Source organism: Streptomyces sp. TRM68367 (genome assembly GCF_014495685.1).
In the GTDB taxonomy this organism is placed as follows: domain Bacteria; phylum Actinomycetota; class Actinomycetes; order Streptomycetales; family Streptomycetaceae; genus Streptomyces.
The window spans coordinates 12,180-27,201 of record NZ_JACTVI010000104.1 but is presented as its reverse complement, the minus strand read 5'-3'; the positions used below and the strand labels follow the sequence as shown (position 1 = coordinate 27,201).

11 protein-coding genes and 3 pseudogenes are annotated in these 15,022 nt (G+C 72.4%); 4 read left to right on the top strand and 10 right to left on the bottom strand.

Translation table 11 applies throughout. The annotated features are described in order from the left end of the window. The 3 genes and pseudogenes from H8R17_RS38150 to H8R17_RS38140 form a co-directional block, all read right to left on the bottom strand. A partial coding sequence (locus tag H8R17_RS38150; RefSeq protein WP_187827785.1) for a glycosyltransferase family 2 protein occupies positions 1 to 890 on the bottom strand: 890 nt, incomplete at its 3' end. After that, positions 887 to 1,711, bottom strand: a complete 825-nt coding sequence (locus H8R17_RS38145) for a glycosyltransferase family 2 protein (RefSeq protein ID WP_187827784.1) — start codon at positions 1,709 to 1,711, stop codon at positions 887 to 889. The genes H8R17_RS38145 and H8R17_RS38150, both read right to left, overlap by 4 nt. A 575-nt stretch (positions 1,712 to 2,286) precedes the next feature. Continuing rightward, positions 2,287 to 2,835 (bottom strand): annotated as a pseudogene (locus tag H8R17_RS38140) (S8 family serine peptidase); the annotation flags it as partial. A 153-nt stretch (positions 2,836 to 2,988) separates the two neighbouring features. Between H8R17_RS38140 and H8R17_RS38135 the strand changes: the two are divergent. Then, positions 2,989 to 3,795 (top strand): SGNH/GDSL hydrolase family protein, encoded by an 807-nt coding sequence (locus tag H8R17_RS38135; protein WP_187827783.1) that lies wholly within the window; start codon positions 2,989 to 2,991, stop codon positions 3,793 to 3,795. A 4-nt stretch (positions 3,796 to 3,799) separates the two neighbouring features. Here the strand turns inward: H8R17_RS38135 and H8R17_RS38130 are convergent. From H8R17_RS38130 to H8R17_RS38115, 4 genes and pseudogenes are all read right to left on the bottom strand, one after another. Further along, a pseudogene (locus tag H8R17_RS38130) lies at positions 3,800 to 4,819 on the bottom strand (hypothetical protein). Positions 4,820 to 4,879: 60 nt separating this feature from the next. Next, positions 4,880 to 6,571 (bottom strand): nickel transporter, encoded by a 1,692-nt coding sequence (locus H8R17_RS38125; protein ID WP_187827782.1) that lies wholly within the window; start codon positions 6,569 to 6,571, stop codon positions 4,880 to 4,882. Then, positions 6,568 to 8,586 (bottom strand): tetratricopeptide repeat protein, encoded by a 2,019-nt coding sequence (locus H8R17_RS38120; RefSeq protein ID WP_262505839.1) that lies wholly within the window; start codon positions 8,584 to 8,586, stop codon positions 6,568 to 6,570. Before H8R17_RS38120 ends, H8R17_RS38125 begins: the two co-directional genes overlap by 4 nt. Before the next feature lie 112 nt (positions 8,587 to 8,698). After that, the gene (locus H8R17_RS38115; protein WP_187827781.1) at positions 8,699 to 10,231 is read right to left on the bottom strand and encodes a DUF4331 domain-containing protein; all 1,533 of its coding nucleotides are present in this window, start codon (positions 10,229 to 10,231) and stop codon (positions 8,699 to 8,701) included. 204 nt (positions 10,232 to 10,435) lie between these two features. Here H8R17_RS38115 and H8R17_RS38110 point away from each other — a divergent pair, with 204 nt between their 5' ends. The 3 genes from H8R17_RS38110 (at position 10,436) to H8R17_RS38100 (ending at position 12,240) form a co-directional block, all read left to right on the top strand. Further along, positions 10,436 to 11,029 (top strand): sigma-70 family RNA polymerase sigma factor, encoded by a 594-nt coding sequence (locus H8R17_RS38110; protein ID WP_187827780.1) that lies wholly within the window; start codon positions 10,436 to 10,438, stop codon positions 11,027 to 11,029. Next, on the top strand, positions 11,026 to 11,844 hold the full coding sequence (locus H8R17_RS38105) for an anti-sigma factor domain-containing protein (RefSeq protein ID WP_187827779.1): 819 nt from the start codon (positions 11,026 to 11,028) through the stop codon (positions 11,842 to 11,844). Before H8R17_RS38110 ends, H8R17_RS38105 begins: the two co-directional genes overlap by 4 nt. Positions 11,845 to 11,970: 126 nt before the next feature. Then, positions 11,971 to 12,240 (top strand): hypothetical protein, encoded by a 270-nt coding sequence (locus H8R17_RS38100; RefSeq protein ID WP_187827778.1) that lies wholly within the window; start codon positions 11,971 to 11,973, stop codon positions 12,238 to 12,240. 188 nt (positions 12,241 to 12,428) lie between these two features. Here H8R17_RS38100 and H8R17_RS38095 read toward each other — a convergent pair. The 3 genes and pseudogenes from H8R17_RS38095 to H8R17_RS38085 form a co-directional block, all read right to left on the bottom strand. Next, a pseudogene (locus tag H8R17_RS38095) lies at positions 12,429 to 12,937 on the bottom strand (ABC transporter permease); the annotation flags it as partial. 119 nt (positions 12,938 to 13,056) lie between these two features. After that, complete coding sequence (locus H8R17_RS38090; RefSeq protein WP_187827777.1) at positions 13,057 to 14,223, bottom strand: type ISP restriction/modification enzyme; 1,167 nt, start codon at positions 14,221 to 14,223, stop codon at positions 13,057 to 13,059. Positions 14,224 to 14,249: 26 nt separating this feature from the next. Then, positions 14,250 to 14,999, bottom strand: a complete 750-nt coding sequence (locus H8R17_RS38085; protein WP_187827776.1) for a GntR family transcriptional regulator — start codon at positions 14,997 to 14,999, stop codon at positions 14,250 to 14,252. Positions 15,000 to 15,022: the final 23 nt, after the last annotated feature.

The following is a 15,022-nucleotide window of genomic DNA, read 5'->3' as shown; positions in this document are numbered from 1 at the left end:
CCAGCGCGGCCCGCACCGCCATCGCGGACCGCGCCGCCCGCGCGGACCAGCGTCGCATCGCGCAGGCCGCGGGCGACTCCGGCCGGGAGGACCCGGGTGGTGTACCGGCGTTCCGACTCAAGGCCCTTGCCGGCGCCGACACTTCGCGCCACCAGGGCCTTGGACAGGCCCTCCGCGTACGCGCGCGTGCGGAAGTAGGCAAAGTGCTCGCGTGCCCGGGGCACCCGGTGGTGGATCACCGCCCGGTCGTCGATCAGCAGGATCGCGTCGGGCCGGGCGCGGGCCAGGCGGATGCACAGCTCCGTCTCCTCGCAGCCCAGCGGTCGCCGGTCGCCGTCCCGCCCGATGCCGGTGGCGAAACCGCCCGCCGCGGCGAAGGCGCTGCGGCGGAACGAGGCGTTGCCGCCGAGCACGTTGCGCACCCGGACCCGGCCGGGCGGCAGCCCCCGGTAGGTGCAGCCCACGACCCAGTCGAACTCCTCGGGAAACCAGGCGGGGCGCCTCCCGGACGCCCAGATCGGCACCGTGCGCCCGCCTACGGCCATCACCCGCGGGTCGGCGTACCCCTCGGCGAAGTGCCTGAGCCAGTCCCGCTCGGCCACGGCGTCGTCGTCGAGGAAGGCGATGATCTCGCCGCGCGAGGCCGCGATCCCGGTGTTGCGGCCGGCGGACAGCCCGCGCGGGCCCGCGTTGGCGAGCACACGCACATCGCCGGCCTCCTTGTATTCCTTGCCCAGCCGGTCCAGGAGAGCCTGGTTGTGGTCGACGACCAGCAACGTCTCCAGAGCCGGGCGGGACTGCGCCCGCACCGAGGCGACCGCCGCGAGGATGTCCTCCCAGCGGTCCTCGGTGTAGACGCAGATCACCACGGAGATGCCGGGGTCGCTCAAGACACCTCTCCCCGGACCGTGTCCAGCATCGGCGAGTGCTCCCGGCTGCGCCGCAGAGCCCGCCGGTTGGAGCGCTCCTTCAGGATCACGTTCAGCACCCGGAAGCCGTCGCGCACGGCCCGCAGGTTGCTGGTGCCGTGGATCCGCAGGTACTCGTGGCTGGGGATCTCCTGCACCTTCAGCCCCGCCTTGACCACCCGGATGTTCATCAGGGTCTCCACCTCGAAGCCGGTGCAGTCGAGGTCGATCTTGTCCAGGCAGCGCCGCCAGAACGCGTTGTAGCCGTAGCACAGGTCGGTGTAGCGGGCGCCGAACTTGCGGTTGACAACCGTGCACAGCGCCCAGTTGCCCAGCTTGCGGATGAAGGTCATGTCGTCGGTGCCGCCGCCGTTGGCGAACCGGGACCCCTTGGCGAAGTCCGCGCCGGAGACCAGCGCGGAGACGTACGACACGATCTCGTTGCCGTCGGCCGAGCCGTCCGCGTCGACCATCACGATGATGTCGCCGGTGCACGCCTGAAAGCCGGTGATCAGCGCGTCACCCTTGCCCTTGCCGCGCTGTTCGACGACCTTGACGTCCGGCCACAGTTCGCGGGCCACCTCGACGGTGCCGTCGGTGGAGTTGCCGTCCACCAGGACCACTTCGTGTACCCAGTCCGGAAGGGTCTTGAAGACGTACGGAAGGTTCTCCGCCTCGTTCATCGCGGGAATCACGACGCTCACGGGCGGCGCGATGGCCAGGTGCGATGAGACTGGCCGATAGGTGATGGCGGTCGGCGGATCGTGGCGATCCGGCGCCGCCGGCTGCAGAACGGAGCTCATGAGTCTGGTCCCTCTCGTCCGGTGGGCCGCCCTCCCCAGGGCCGCCCGGCTCTACGTCCGGTTCGAAAGGGGGGTTCTCACCCCACGGCACCACGACAAGACGTCGCGTGACCGCCGGGTGAGCTGGCAAAGCTGGCCGACTGCGAAAAACGGCAGCCGACCGCGCGGCACGACTCGGTCACAGAATTGGTCACCGAGCACGGCACCCCCCTACCGCGCCCCGCCCGGTCGTCGCGGTCCTCCAGCCCTCCCCTAGAGCCGCGCAACTGACGAACCGATGCGGGTGAGATGTACGACGGTATTGATGCTTGAACCAGTATGGCAAGACCTGGATCGTCGTCTCACGTTTTTGTTGATTTGGCCGGTGCGTGGTGGACCGCTGCAGGCACGAGCGGCTCTCGTGTCGCCTTTGCCCCCGAAGCACCGGATGCCGGGCTTCAATGTCGCGCAGCGCGCAAGGGCCGTCAAGGTACGGATTACGGTCACGCGGGGGAGTTGCCCGGGCCGTGAGAAATCGTTCCCCGGAGGCTCAAGTGGCCCCCGGAGAACGGGATTTCAGGCAGAACGCGCAGCTGTTACGGCACGAGCTTCAGCAGGCGGTTGGGGGAGGCGGGGCCCGCGCTGGTGACCTTGCCCGTGGTGGCGCCGCCCGTCAGGGCCGAGGCGACCTGGGCCGGGGTGGACGAGGTGTGGTTCGCCAGGTGGACCGCCGCCGCGCCCGCGACGTGCGGGCTCGCCATCGACGTGCCGGAGATGGTGTTGGTCGCGGTGTCGCCGGTGTGCCAGCCCGCGATGATGGACGAACCGGGCGCGAAGATGTCCAGGGCCGTGCCGTAGTTGGAGTAGCTCGCCTTGGCGTCGGTGTTGGTGGTGGCGCCGACGGTGATCGCCTCGGCGACCCGGGCCGGGGAGGACGAGGAGGCGGTGGTGCTGCTGTTGCCCGCGGCCACGGCGTAGGTCACGCCGCTGGCTATGGAGTTGCGGACCGCCGCGTCCAGGGAGGCGGAGGCCCCGCCGCCGAGCGACATGTTGGCGACCGAGGGGCCCGAGTGGTTCTTCGTCACCCAGTCGACGCCGGCGATCACGCCCGCGGTGGTGCCGCCGCCGCTGTCGAGTTGAACACGTGTCAACGATTCTGTCATGGGCACGTAACAAGGGGAGGGTGTAAACGCGCCATCCCGCTCCGGAAGGGCTGAAACGGTTGGCGTGGACACTTCCCGTCAACACGCGTAGTTGCTACGACGGTTATGGCAGAGATCCTGCTAAAGGGAGGTTCCATGAGACGTTCCCGACTTGTCGTCTTCGTGAGCTCGCTCCTCCTCGCCGCCGGCAGTGCCCTCACCGGGGCCACGGCGGCGCAGGCGTCCCCACTCGCCCCAACTGGCGGCTATGTGGCCCTCGGTGACTCCTACTCCTCCGGAGTCGGCGCCGGCAGCTACGACGCTTCCAGCGGCGACTGCAAGCGCAGCACGAAGGCCTATCCCGCCCTCTGGGCAGCCACCCACTCACCCTCGTCATTCAGTTTCACCGCCTGCGCGGGCGCCCGTACGGGTGATGTTCTCGCCGGGCAGCTCGGCCCGCTCAGCTCCGCCACCGGCCTGGTGTCGATCACCATCGGCGGCAACGACGCCGGATTCTCCGACGTCATGACGACCTGTGTGCTCCAGTCCGACAGCGCCTGCGTCGCGCGGATCAACACCGCCAAGGCGTACGTCGACTCGACGCTGCCCGGCCGGCTCGACAGCGTCTACTCGGCGATCCGCAGCAAGGCGCCGAACTCCCGCGTCGTCGTCCTCGGCTACCCCCGCTTCTACCAGCTCGGCACCACGTGCATCGGCCTGTCCGAGACCAAGCGGAAGGCGATCAACGACGCCGCCGACTACCTGAACACCGCGATCGAAAAGCGCGCCGTCGACCACGGCTTCGGCTTCGGCGACGTCCGTCCCGCCTTCACCGGCCACGAGATCTGCTCCGGCAGCTCCTGGTTGCACAGCGTCAACTGGACCAACATCGGCGAGTCGTACCACCCGACCGCGGCCGGCCAGTCCGGCGGCTATCTCCCGGTCCTCGGCGGCAGCGCCTGACCAGCTAACCGGACTCCGCGTCCGAGTCCGTATCGGAGGGATCCGTACCGGAAGGATCCGTACCGGAAGGAGAAGGGGAGGCCCCGTCCGTCGGGGTCTCCGACTCGCACGTCACCGAGAACGGCACCGAGTTGGACGTCGCGCACCGGATCCCGCACCTCGGCACCGATCTCGTTCTCGAACGTCCCGGTCTCCGAGTACGTCGTCACGATCACCGTGTCCTGCTTCGTCCGGCCGCCGCCCTCGGCGAACGACAGCGTCTTCCAGCCGCCGTCGGACACCGAACCGTCCCGAGACACCCAGCGGTAGACCACGTCGGCCGGCAGCCGCCCCACCGTGAACGTCGCCGTGAACGCGGGCGCCTCCTCGCTCGGCGGCGGACAGGTGCCGGAGTACTCCGTGCGCGTGCCCGCCACGGTCACCCGCACCGACTGCGGCGCGGGAGTGGTCCCACCCCCGGTGCTCGGCGGAGGCGGGGGATTCCCGGTGGCACCCCCGCCGCCCTGCGGCGGCCCGTCCGTCCCGCCGGTCTCGGCGGGCGAACTCACTCCGGCACCCTGCGTCTTGGTACCGCCCGGTGTCTCGCCCCCGTCGTCCCCGTTCAGCAGCGCGTACGTCAGCCCGCCCAGCGCCAGCGCGAGCGCGGCCACGCCCGCGACCAGGGCGACGGCGGCGCGGCGGTTGCGTGGCCGTGGGGGCGTGGTCGTCGTCGTGGCGGAAGGGACGGGCCCCGTCGGCGGGCCCGGGACCGGCATCGGGGGCATGGGCGGTGGCTCTACACCGTCACCACGGTGCGGTTGGCGACCCGCGCCGCGGCCCACGCCTCGCGCTCCAGGCGGGCGTACATCCGCTCCACCTCGGAGGCCGGCAGCCCGGCCGGGGCGCGTACCTCCTTGACGGCGACCTCGCGGCGCAGCGCCTCGTCGCGGGCGCGCCACACGGTTCCCATACCGCCCTCGCCGAGCGGGGACAGCAGCCGGTAGCGGCCCGCGATCACACGCTCGGTGCCTGGTTCTTCGGACACGGTGCCCCCATTCGCATCCGGTGAATTCTCCGCTCCGTCTGTTTTCCTCACGAAAGTAACTCAGCCGAGCGCGGATGCCGCCCCCTTGAACACCAATCCGGCCCCCAGGGCCACGACGACACAGGCGGACGCCAGCGGCGCGGCCCTGCGCACCAGCCTCGCCACCGGGTTGGCCGCCCGGAGAGGGCGCCTGTCGAGCAGCCGGGTCATGCCGGTGCCGAGCCGGACGACGGCGAAACCGGCCGCGGTCAGGGTGAGGGCGAGACCGGCGCCGTACGCGACGACGAGCAACAGCCCGAACCAGGCCTTGCCCAGCGCGGCCGCGCCGACCAGCACGACCACGGCCGACGGGCTGGGGACGAGGCCGCCGGCGAAGCCGAGCAGGATCGTGCCGCGAAGGGTGGGGGCGACCGGGTGGGTATGGGTGAAGCCGCCGTGGCTGTGTTCCAGGGTGTGACGTGGGTGAGTGTGACCGGCGTTCGGTCGTGGGTTGCTGTGCTCGTGCGGGTGCGGGTGGTGGTGCGTGAGACCGTATACGGCGTTGCTCTGGGCCGTGGCCAGGACCAGTTGGCGCTCGGGGGTGTGGTCGGCCTCGTGCTGGTGGTCGCCGTGATGGCCGTGATCGTGGTGGTGTGGATGGGGGTGAGGGTGCTCGTGTGAGTGGCTGTGCCCATGGTCGTGCCTGTGCCCGTGCGTGTGACCGCGGTTGTGCCATGCCCGTCGTACGAGGGTCAGGCCCGCCACCGTCACCAGGACGCCGCTCGCGATGCCGAGCCAGGCGATCACCGAGGGCGCGGCTGCCGAACCTGCCGTGACGAGCAGGCCGAGGGCGACCACGCCCAGAGTGTGGGTGACCGTCACCGAGGCGGCCAGGGGCAGGACGTGCTTCATGCGGGCCCGGCTGCCCCGGGCGGCGGCCGTCGCGGCCATGATGGTCTTGCCGTGGCCCGGTGCGAGCGCGTGCATCGCGCCGAGCACGACGGCGATGAGGAGGGCGAGCGCGCCGAAGCCGACGGTGAGGTCGTGGCGGGCGACCAGCGAGTCCAGGGCGCGGGTGAAACGGTCGGCGCCGCGCGGCAGGACGGAGGCGGCGGGCGCGTCCGCTTCCCCCGCGGCCGCTCCCTCCGCGTCGGCGAGCGCCGGGCCGCCGGGGCGCACGCGCAGTGCGGCGCTCGCGGTGTCGGCCGGTGAGGACAGCAACTCCTCGGGGTAGCGGGTCAGTTCACGGGAGACGGACTTCGCCGGTACGTCGGACGCGGCGAGCGTCATGCGGTCGCCGCGCGCGGTGATCTCCCGCCAGCCGGGCCCGGAGGAGGCGCCCGCGCCGCGGAAGCCGAGGGCGACGCTGCCCCGTTCGGGGAGGGAAGCGGTCAGCCTGCACTCCACGCGCAGGGTGTCGAGCCCGGCCTGCCCGGGCCGCACGCGCGCGTGGCTGCTTTTCGCGGTGAGGGCGACCGTACGGCCGTCGACGGTGAGCCCGCTGTCCGCGGCGGCGTCGGCGCACCGTTGCCGGGCCCACTCGGTCATGCCGAGGCGCTTGACGTCGGGCCCCGCCTGGGTCGCCGGGATCTCGGCGAGGTCCTCCACGTGGTGGACGCGGAGTTCGCCGGGGGCGGCGACGAGGCCGTCGTAGCGGTTGACGGTGAAGTTGCCCAGCGGATGCGCGCTGGCCGGTGCCGAGGGGACCAGGGCGAGCGCGCCGGCGGCCGTGAGGACGGCCGCGCCGGAGGCGAGGAGTCGGCGGAGGATCACCGGTTCGCCTCCAGGTCCTTCAGAGCCGTACGGGCCTCGCGGGCGCCCAGGGGCGAGAAGCCGGGGTTCAGCTCCAGGGCCGCCGTCAGCGAGGCGCGGGCCTCCTTCGTGTGGCCGGTGGCGCGTTCGATCATGCCGCGGTGGTAGAGGAACGCGGCGTTGCGGTAGCCGGTGGCAGTGGCCCGGCGGGCGTACGGCAGGGCCTCCTCGGCGCGGCCGTTGACGTGCAGCGCCCAGGCGAGGGCGTCGGCGGTGTGCACGCTGTGGCGGCGGTTCCACTCGGCGCGGGCCGCGCGCAGGGCCGCCGCCTTGTCGCCGTGGTCGGCGGCGGCGAGCGCGGTGTCGAGGTCGGCGTTGACGCCGCCCGCGCGCGCGAGTGCCGTCCAGGCGTTGACCAGGGCGTACTGGTCGCCGGCCGTCACCCGGTCGCCGTCGGCGCCGCGGTCCTCGTACAGCTCGCCGAGGGCGACGAGCGGGGCGGGCAGCGGGGAGCGGGCGACGATGTGCTCCAGTTGCTCGATGGCGCCCGCGCGGTCGCCGCTCGCGGCCCGGGCGCGGGCGCGGCCCTCCAGCGCCGGGAGGTAGTCCTCGTCGGCGGCGAGGGCACGGGCCCAGTGGCTGAGCGCCGCCTTGTAGTCGCCCTGGTTCCAGGCGAGCTGCCCGAGCGCGGTGGCGACGTACGCCACGTCGGCGGGCGAGGTGGCCGTGTCGAGGGCGCGCTCCAGCACGCTGCGCGCCGTCCGTACGTCGCCGCGCAGCTCCCGCACGTACGCGTACCGCGTGAAGACCGGGATCCCGGGCCGCCTGCTGTCGGCGGTGTCGGCGGCCTCGGCGGCGTCCTCGTACCGGCCGAGTTCGACGAGGGCGTCGATACGGCAGGACAGCGCGCGTTCGCTGTACGGGTTCTGGCGCAGGGCCCGGTCGGCGTACCGCAGGGCGCCGGTGAAGTCGTGCCGCGCGGCGGCGAGGGCCGCGCGGCCGGACAGGGCCTGGTCGTTGTCGGGTTCGAGGTCCAGGGAGCGCTTCAGCGCCCGCTCGGCCTGCGGGTAGCGCGAGGGGTCGCCCTTGGTCCGGGCCTGCTCGACATAGGCGAGCCCGAGCGTGGCCCACCCCCCGACGTCCTTCGGCTGGGTGCGCAGATGGGCCTGCAACGCCGCGATCCCCTTGTCGAGATCACCCCCGGCCAGCGCACGCGCCGGCACGGCACCGGGCGCGGCGGCGACCCGAGCGTCCCGCCCTTCCGCTACGTCCCCCATGGCAATGGCCCCACCGGTCAACGCCACGGCCAACAGCACGGCACACCCCACAAGATGCAGCCCCCGCCAACGCCGCCCGACCGCACCGACGCGCCGCACGGCGGCGGCACGGGGGTCGTCTGGCCCGGCGTCCGTGCCGGTACGGGGGCCCGGGCAGGGCGTGGCGTCCGTGCCGCTACGGGGGCCGGGGTTGGGTGCGTTGCCCGTGCCGGTACGGGAGCCGGGGCTCGTCCCGGCGTCCGGACCACCCCCGCGTTCGCCGTCCGGCCCGCGGCTCCGGCCGTTGGCGTGGCGGCGTCCCCGCGCGGTGCCGGCGAGACGCCGCACGGCGACGACAGGGCCGTCCACGGCCACGTCCGCGTGGGATGTCTGCGCCTCCGGGGCTGCGTCCGTGGCGGACGGCCGTGGCACCGACTCCCTGTCCGTGTCGGGAGTTTGTGGCTCCGGGCCCGTGTCCGTGTCGGAAAACCGCGCCGCTTTGTGTTCCGATGCGGGATCTGGCCGGCCCTCGTGCCCGCTCGCTGCCGGGCAGTCACCGCGTTCCGTCGCCGGGTCCGGCCGGCCCCCGCGCTCGGTCGCCGCGCCGACGGCGGAGGCGGTGCCGCCGTCGTTCTGCTGGGCCGGGGCCGGCCGGTCGGGTGTCTCCGCGCCCGCCTCGCGTCCCCGGGCCGCGGCCGGTGCTCCGTCCCGGCCGGTCGTCGGCCCGGACGCGGCGTTCCGGCCGCGCTCCGGTGCGCTGTCGTTCGTACGCGGAGGCATGCCCTCTCCTCAGTCGGCTTGCTGAACGGGAGTTGTCGTAAAAGGCGCGGCCCGTGCGCCGTGGGGGGATGGGTGCTTGCGTACGGGCCGCGCCAGATCGTGGGGCGGCGGGTCAGTACGCCCGGCCGCGCATCCGGCGCCACCACATCAGGGCCGCGCCGATCAGGAGGATGCCGCCCGCACCCGCGCCCGCCGAGGCGGCGATCAGGGTCATGTCGTCGGAGCCCCGCGCACCGGCCGGCTGGAGCGCGTCGCCCAGCTGGTTGCGCACGTCGTTGCCGCCGGACGTGCCCTTGGCGAGCGGACCGCGCGAGCCCTCCGTCGGCAGGGCGACGTACGGGAACGCCTTCTCGAAGTCCTTGTCGTTGGCGTCGACCGCGTCACCCAGGTCGTTCTTGGCGCCCAGCAGTTCGCCCTCGACGACCTGCAGCGAGGCGTCGATCACGTCGTCGGTCAGCCGCCGCCCGTTCGGGAAGCCCGCGTTGTCGCCGTCCAGGACGCCCAGCCGCTTCGGCTCGGCGGCCGGCTTGATCGAGGTGTTCAGGCGCAGCATCTCCGACGGTGTGACGTGCGGCGGCTGGTTGAGGCCCTCGACGCCCTTGAGGAAGACGTCGACCAGGTCGTTGCGCGGCTCCTTGGGCGCCGGGATCTTGTAGATCCCCTCGATGAGCTTCGGCAGCTCCGGATTGGTGACGTTCGTCAGGAACTGGGCGTCACCGCGCGGTGTGGACGCGTTGAACGTGTCCTTGTCCTTCATCGGGTTGACGACCTCGTTCACCAGTGGCATGCCCAGCCGCGAGACCTGCGTGAAGTCGCCCTGCGCGTTCTTGCGCTGCGTGGTCGACCAGATGCCGACGACCGGCTGGTCGTGCGACTCGGCGATGAAGCTGTTGGGGACCTGCAGGGCGATCGAGTTGACGTTGTAGCCCTTGAGGGTGTCGTTGCCGACCTCGGACAGGTTCCCGCCGTACAGCAGGTCGAAGACGCGCAGGTCAAGGAAGAACGGGTCGTCGGCCTGGCCTGCGAACGTCTGGGCGCCCCCGGCAAGCTTGTGGATCGCCTGCTTGCGCAGCGTGTTGTAGTCCGGCATCGAGGCCTTGCCGACGTTCGACGGGGCCACCGGCACGTCGTCGGCGACCTTCGTCTTCGACACAGCCTTCAGGTGGCGCAGCTTGATCAGCTCGATGTCGTACGTCTGTGTGATGTTGAGGTCGGGGTCGTCGAGGCTCTCGACCGTCCCGGTGTTGTACAGGAACGTCTTCTCGTTCTTGACCTGCGTCTTGAACGTGTACCGGAACAGCAGGTCTTCCTGCGCGTCACCGTTGCTGTCGATGCGCAGGTCGTACTCGGCGTCCTCGGCGAAGGTGAAGAAGTTCGGACCGCCGGCCGGCTCCTCGAAGGGGATCCAGTTCGCGACGATCGTGGTCGTGTCCGGCTTGTCCGGGCTGACGAACGCGTACACGTCCGTGTTGTCGTACTGCGGTGTCCCCGAGATCAGCGGGGCCTCCCGGTGGCTGGAGGCGGAGGCCGCCCCGGGTGCCAGCGCGGTCACACCGGCGGCTGCGAGCCCGCCGGCGGCCAGCGCACCACAGATCAGGGTCGCGAGGCTCCTGCGTCCCGCACCGGTCCTGGAGATTGGTGTCATGCCGTCCGTCCTCAGTGCCAACTTGCCTGACGCCGGGGGATTCGGAGCGGGTGGCGGACCGGATTGGTGGAATCTCAAAACTTCTTGCCGCCGTACTTCTTCCTGACTTCATCCTGCCGCCGACCCGCGTTTTCGGCCCGCCGATCCGTAACCCCATCCGGAGGCGCGCTCGCTGCGAATGCCTGGTGTGAGAGGGAGGGGCGCATGCCGCGTGTGAGGGGACGGGCCGGGTGCGGCCGGAGAGAGGGGGACCGGGGGGAGGCGGACGAGCTTCTGCTGCGCGTCGCCGGAGGCGACCAGTACGCCTTCGAGCAGCTGTACGGGCTGGTGTCCGGGCCCGTGTACGGGCTCGTACGGCGCGTGGTGCGTGACCCCGCGCAGTCCGAGGAGGTCTCCCAGGAGGTGCTGCTCGAACTCTGGCGGTCCGCCGCGAAGTTCGACCCGGGCCGGGGCAGCGCCCTGTCCTGGATCCTCACCCTCGCCCACCGCCGCGCCGTCGACCGGGTGCGCAGCGCCCGCGCGGCCGGCGAACGCGAGCAGCGCGAGGCACAGCGCGCTGAGGGCCCCGCCTTCGACCACGTGGCAGAGGAGGTCGAGGCCGGCCTGGAGCGCGAGTGGGTGCGCCGCTGCCTGGACCGGCTCACCGCCCTGCAACGCCAGTCGGTCACCCTGGCCTACTACGAGGGCTACACGTACCGTGAGGTGGCCGAGCGGCTGTCGCTGCCCCTGGGCACGGTGAAGACCCGGATGCGGGACGGACTGACCCGGCTGCGTGAGTGCCTGGGAGGTGCCGCATGAACGTCCTGGACCGCCTGCTGCGCCGGGAGGACCTGCACTCCCTCGCCGCCCCCTACGCGCTGGACGCCCTCGAAGGCGACGAGCGGCGCCGCTTCGAGAAACACCGCAAGAGCTGCGACCGGTGCGCCGCCGAGGTGCGCGCCCTGTCCGAGGACGCCGTCCGGCTGGCCTGGTCCACGGCCGCCCCGCCGCCGGCCGCGATGCGCTCCCGGGTCCTGGCCGCCGTACGCGCGACTCCGCAGGAGCCCGCCCCCCGGGAAGCACCACGCGCGCATGCGCCGCAACTGCCGCCGCACGTGTGGGGCACCCAGCCGCCGCCCCGCTCCCGTGCGCCCCGGCTGCGCACCCTGCTCGTGCCGTTCGCCACGGCGACGGCCGCCGGGGCCCTGGTCGTCGCCTCGCTGTTCGCCGTCCAGGCGGGCCGGACCGAGGACCGGCTGAACGCCGAGCGGTCCCAGTCGCGTGAGATCGCCCACGTTCTCGCAGCCCCGGATGCCCGCGTGGCCACCGGCCGGGACGCCCGGGGCCGGACGATCGGGGTGATCGCCTCCGCGTCGGAGGGGCGCGCGGTGGTCACCCTCGCCGGATACGGCGAGTTGCCGGGCGGCCGGGTGCACCAGCTGTGGCTCATGCGCCCCGACGTGCAACCACGCTCCCTCGGGCTCTTCGACGGCGACACGCCCCTGGTCGCGGCCGGTCTCGACCGCTCCGCGACGTCACTGGCCGTGACCGTCGAGCCGGGCGGCGGCTCGCCGCAGCCCACTACCCAGCCGGTTGTCCAACTCGCCCTGAAATCAGTTGGATTCGGAGGATGATGAGCAAAGGGGCGTCAACCGTCTTGCGGGGAAGGTGAATCCTGTGACCGCGATACACGAGTGCCCCACGGGAGCGATAGGGTTACTCTGCCCGGGCCGGGTGGACTCGTACGGGTGGGGAGTGACATGGAACAGATAACAGTGCGCAGCAGGGCCAGGGTCCCTGCGATCACCTGCGGCAGCAGCGCGACCAGTTCGCGCCTCGACCGCCATCTCTCGGTGCTGGGGGGTCCCGCGGTCCCGCAGGGCGAGACGGTCGAGGCGACGTCGCTGATGCGTGAGCTGACCGCGCGTGAGCCCGAGCAGGAGCGCGGCAGCAGGCGTGCGCGCGTCCGCCGGGTCTCGCTCTTCGCGCCGCTGCGCCGGCTGCGCCGTTCCCTGTTCGGCGGGCGCTGAGCGTCCACGGCGCCCCTGGAGGGCGCCCCTGAGTCCCGCGCCCGGCGGCCACACCGGCCCCGGCGTCACGCTGCGCACGCGTCGTCCGTCATCCCCACGGCGCGTAGCAGCCCCCGGTGTGCACCGGGCGCGGGCACGCACGTCCCCCATCCGCCCCGCTCGACGTTCGCCGCTGCCGGGGCGTGTGTTCACCGCCCGCCGCGCGCGTACCGGCGCACGGCCAGCGGCACGCACGCCGCCAGCAGCACACCGCACCACGCCAGCGACCCGGCGACCGGACGCGCCACCGGCCAGGCGGCCCCCTCGGGCACGGGTGCGTTCCCCACAGTTCCCGCACCGCCGTCGTCACCGCGCTGATCGGATTCCACTCGGCAACCGTGCGCAGCCAGCCCGGCAGTCCGTCGACCGGGATGCAGGCGTTGGACAGCAGCGGCAGCATGAAGGTCGCACCGCCCAGCTGACCGGCTGCTTCCTCACTCTGCGAGGCATAACCGAGCAGGATGCCGGCCCAGGTGGCCGCGAACCGGAAGAGCAGCAGCAGACCGAAGGCACCCGCCGCCGCGAGCCGCCCGCCTTCGACCCGCCACCCCATCGCGAGCCCCACCAGCAGCAGCGGGACCAGCCCGACCGCCGTCGTCAGCAGACCGGCCAGCGCCTGGCCCACGGGCACCGCGGAGCGACTGACGGGCAGCGTGCGGTTGTTGGATTCGTTCTCGCCGCGGGGGTGACTTGTTCGGGGGCGGCTGCGGGTACGTGGTGGTTGCTCGCGCCCACGCGGCGGAGCCGCATATCGATACAGCCCGGCGCCCCTTTGGGTCAGATCAGTGCGAGTTGGCCTTCAGGGCCCTCCTCGTTGGTGTCGAGCACCGACGCCGGTTTGCGTGATGGCTGTGGTGCGGGGAGTACGCCCGCCTTGTGCAAGTCCGTCGTTGTGATCGGGGCCGTGATCGTCAACTCCTTCTGGTGCGGGCGGAGTTCCGCCAGCAACGCCAGGATGGTGATCAGTTCCAGGAGCTCCGATGTCCACGTCTGCGACCACGTGGTTGGGCGGATGGCCGCCAGTGTGCCCGGCTCCGGCTCTGTGGTGCGTGTCGTGAACCACTGGTCCAGGACGCGGACCCCGCTCACCTCGAAGTCCCACGCCTGCGGTGGTACCGGGGAGATGCGGCCCTCGTCCAGGAGCAGGGCTTCCTCGGCGCGGTCGTAATGCAAGGTCAGCGGGCGGGAGGGGAGGGGCGCGCGGACGTACGGGCGGCGGCCGCCGGGGAGTTTGGGGCGGTTGCCGTTGCGGCGCATCAGCCAGAGGATGCGGTGGCCCAGTTCCACGCCCCGCGCCCAGAGGTCGGGGTCCTCGGTGAGGGGGACGGTCAGGTCGGGGCCTACGGCCGCCATGGCCCAGGCCAGTACGTCCACCGGAGCGGGGGAGCGGCCGAGCCGTGCGGCCAGTGTCTCCAGAAGGCCCGGTGCCAGGTTCGGTTCCGCGCCGCACGGCCGCCGGTACAGGGGCCGGACACGGCCCGGGCGCAGCACGGGCAGCAGCGAGGTCGCGAGCAGCGGCGGGCCGGTCGAGTCGGCGGCGGTCGCCGTCTCCACGGCGAAGATCTGCCGGTCGTCGGCGACCCGCCACAGTTCGGGGCGGGCCGCGTCGATCAGGCGGTGGTCGGGGATCAGCCACTGTTCGTCGAAGGGCGCGTGCAGCACCCGTACCGGCTCCGGGCAGGGGCCCGAGGCGCGGGCCAGTTTCTCCGTGCCGCCGGACTGGCCGGGCAACTGCCCGACGGCCGTGTGGAGGGTGCGGGAGCGGGTCGGCTGCAGCAGGGCCTCGCGGTCGGGGCCCTCGGCCTTCACGAAAGCGTCCCAGCGGGCCTTCAGGGATGCCGCGTCGGGGGCCGTCGGCCACCCTCGGCCGAGCCGCGGCGGTGCGACGGACCACGGCATGAGGTCCGCCAGCAGCGGAGCGTCGTCGTGCGTCACGCTGGGCATCGTACGGCCTGGGTGCGACAAAGGGGTCAGGTGGCTTCCAGGCTCACCGTGAAGGAGAAGCGGTCGCCCCGGTAGTGGATGACGGCCACGTCCAGCACCCGCCCGTCCGTGTCGTACGTGATCCCCGTGTAGTGCAGGATCGGGCTGAGCAGCGGCACCTGGAGCAGCCGCGCCGTCTCCGGGTCGGCGAGCCGGGCCTCCACCGTGTCCGTGATGCGGCTGATGTCCACCCCGACGACATCCCGCAGGACCTTGGTCATCGGCCAGCGGACCAGGTCGTCCAGGTCGATGCGGGCGGCCAGTTCGGGACGGACGTGGTTGCGGGCGTGGTTGGTCGGCTCGCCCGTCTTCTCGTCACTGCGCAGCCGGTGGTACGTCGCCACCTCCCCGAGGTCCGGGAAGTACGCGGCGAGTTCGGCCGGCACCGGCCCGCTGCCGTGCTCCAGCAGTTCGGTCGTCATGCCGGACTGCTGGGCCACGATCGCGTCCACCGAGCCCAGCAGCCGCACGGGGGCGCCCCGCAGGGCGTGCGGCTCGATGAACGTGCCGCGGCGCCGGTGCCGGGTGATCAGCCCCTCGTCCTCCAGCTCCTTCAGCGCCTGCCGCATGGTCAGCACGCTCACGCCGTAGTGCCCCGCCAACTGCTCCTCCGTCGGCAGGCGCAGCGGGTCCTCGGGCGACCGGCCGAGGATCGAAGCACGCAGCGACTGTGACACCTGGTACCAGAGCGGCAGTTTGCGGTTCAGGGCGATCGAGTCCGGGGCGAAGGAGGTCACGGGGCCATCCGTACCGGCAGGAA

Bases quoted from the DNA above. Each gene is read 5' to 3' on its own strand.
- H8R17_RS38145 (WP_187827784.1), bottom strand. From the start codon at position 1,711: ATGAGCTCCGTTCTGCAGCCGGCGGCGCCGGATCGCCACGATCCGCCG.
- H8R17_RS38135 (WP_187827783.1), top strand. From the start codon at position 2,989: ATGAGACGTTCCCGACTTGTCGTCTTCGTGAGCTCGCTCCTCCTCGCC.
- H8R17_RS38120 (WP_262505839.1), bottom strand. From the start codon at position 8,586: ATGCCTCCGCGTACGAACGACAGCGCACCGGAGCGCGGCCGGAACGCC.
- H8R17_RS38115 (WP_187827781.1), bottom strand. From the start codon at position 10,231: ATGACACCAATCTCCAGGACCGGTGCGGGACGCAGGAGCCTCGCGACC.
- H8R17_RS38110 (WP_187827780.1), top strand. From the start codon at position 10,436: ATGCCGCGTGTGAGGGGACGGGCCGGGTGCGGCCGGAGAGAGGGGGAC.
- H8R17_RS38105 (WP_187827779.1), top strand. From the start codon at position 11,026: ATGAACGTCCTGGACCGCCTGCTGCGCCGGGAGGACCTGCACTCCCTC.
- H8R17_RS38100 (WP_187827778.1), top strand. From the start codon at position 11,971: ATGGAACAGATAACAGTGCGCAGCAGGGCCAGGGTCCCTGCGATCACC.
- H8R17_RS38090 (WP_187827777.1), bottom strand. From the start codon at position 14,223: ATGCCCAGCGTGACGCACGACGACGCTCCGCTGCTGGCGGACCTCATG.